The organism is Streptomyces chiangmaiensis (assembly GCF_036281785.1).
GTDB classification, from domain to species: Bacteria; Actinomycetota; Actinomycetes; order Streptomycetales; family Streptomycetaceae; genus Streptomyces; species Streptomyces chiangmaiensis.
In genome coordinates, this window is sequence record NZ_JAYWVC010000522.1 from 1 (window position 1) to 1730 (window position 1730).

Annotated in this window: 2 protein-coding genes; one reads left to right on the forward strand and one right to left on the reverse strand. The window is 68.6% G+C overall.

From position 1 onward, the window contains the following. Nucleotides 1-67: 67 nt before the first annotated feature. Nucleotides 68-394, reverse strand: coding sequence for a hypothetical protein (locus tag VXC91_RS45165; RefSeq protein WP_329513140.1), 327 nt, complete (start codon nucleotides 392-394; stop codon nucleotides 68-70). Between the two features lie 69 nt (nucleotides 395-463). On the opposite strand from VXC91_RS45165, the gene VXC91_RS45170 reads away from it, so the two are divergent. Then, nucleotides 464-1648, forward strand: a complete 1185-nt coding sequence (locus VXC91_RS45170; protein ID WP_329513141.1) for an IS630 family transposase — start codon at nucleotides 464-466, stop codon at nucleotides 1646-1648. The last annotated feature ends 82 nt before the right edge of the window (nucleotides 1649-1730 follow it).

The following is a 1730-nucleotide window of genomic DNA, read 5'->3' on the forward strand; positions in this document are numbered from 1 at the left end:
CATTAGTGGTCTGCGTCGTAAGTCCTTCGGGGGTTGACTTCGGAGCCGGTCGGGGGTGTGTGCGTTGTCAGCTGTCGAAGGCGGTGAGGTGGAGGTGGCAGGCGGTGTCGAGGGCGTCCTCCGGGGTGCCGCTGCCACTGCCGGTGGGCAGGAGGGCGTCCTGGTAGCGGTCGCTGGCCGGGTCGTGCAGGGCGAAGCCCCAACGGCTGGCGGTGCCGTGGTAACACAGGCGCATCAGCTTGACGCTCTGGCCGTCGGCCAGTTCGCCGTCTACGTAGGCGTATTGGCCCCGGTGGCGGACGCGTAGGCCGGCCAGCTGCGGCCAAGCGGCCTTGGCGCGCATGTTCAGGTACAGCTCGAGTTGGAGCCGGGTATGTTCCGAGGGCGTTGGCACAGCGGACATCCTGCCGGAGGGCTGGCGATCGGGGGCGGGCAGGATACGGCCTGTCGTGATCCACTTCTCGTGATCGGCTTGCCTGCCTTGCCCGTTGCCCCTGCCCGCCCGATAACCCTGACCGCCTCCGAGCGCAAGCGGCTCAAGACGATGGCCTACGGCCACAAGACCGAGCACCGGCTCCGTCAGCGCGCCCAGGTTGTCCTGCACGCGGCCCGGGGCCGCCCCAACGCCCGCATCGCCCGCGAGAGCGGGCTGCACCTGGACACCGTCCGCACCTGGCGCGGCCGATTTGCCGAGCACCGGCTGCCCGCCCTGTCCGACCGCAAGCGCTCCGGGCGTCCCGCCTCCTTCACGCCGCTGCAGACCGCCCAGGTCAAGGCCCTGGCCTGCCAACTGCCCGCGGAGAGCGGCACACCGCTCTCGCGCTGGTCGGCCCCAGAGCTGGCCCGCGAGGTCGTCGGCCGCGCCATCGCCGGCGCGATCTCCGCCTCCACCGTGCGGCGCTGGCTCAAGCAGGACGCGCTCAAGCCCTGGCAGTACCGGTCCTGGATCTTCATCACCGACCCTGCCTTCCGGTCCAGGGCCGAACGCGTGCTCGACCTCTATGCCCGCATCTGGAACGGCGAAGCGCTCGGCGCGGACGAGTACGTGATCAGCGCGGATGAGAAGACCTCGATCCAGGCCCGCTGCCGCTGCCACCCCGCCCTGGCCCCCGGGCAGGCCAGGGCGATGCGGGTGAACCACACCTACGGCCGCGGTGGAGCGCTGGCCTACCTGGCCGCCTACGACGTCCACCACGCGAAGATCTTCGGCCGCTGCGAGCCGAGAACCGGCATCGCCCCGTTCATGGCCCTGGTCGACCAGGTCATGACTCAAGAGCCCTACGCCAGCGCGAAACGCGTGTTCTGGGTCGTGGACAACGGCTCCTCCCACCGCGGCAAGAAGGCCGCCGACCGGCTGACCCTCGCCTACCCGAACGCGGTCCTCGTCCACACCCCGGTCCACGCCTCCTGGTTAAACCAGGTGGAGATCTACTTCTCCGTTGTGCAGCGCAAGGTCGTGACACCCAACGACTTCACCGACCTCAACGAGGTCGCGGACCGGCTCCGAGCCTTCGAAGACCGCTACAACGCCACGGCACAGCCGTTCCAGTGGAAGTTCACCACCTCCGACCTGGACGATCTGCTGGCCAGGCTCGACCGGCACACCGCCGATCACCCAGAAGAATCCTCCGCCGCCCCCGCAACATGATCAACCCCCGAAGGACTTACGACGCAGACCACTTAGTGTTGTGCATGTATGGTTGCGTGCATGGAGTTGCTGCGTATGTCCA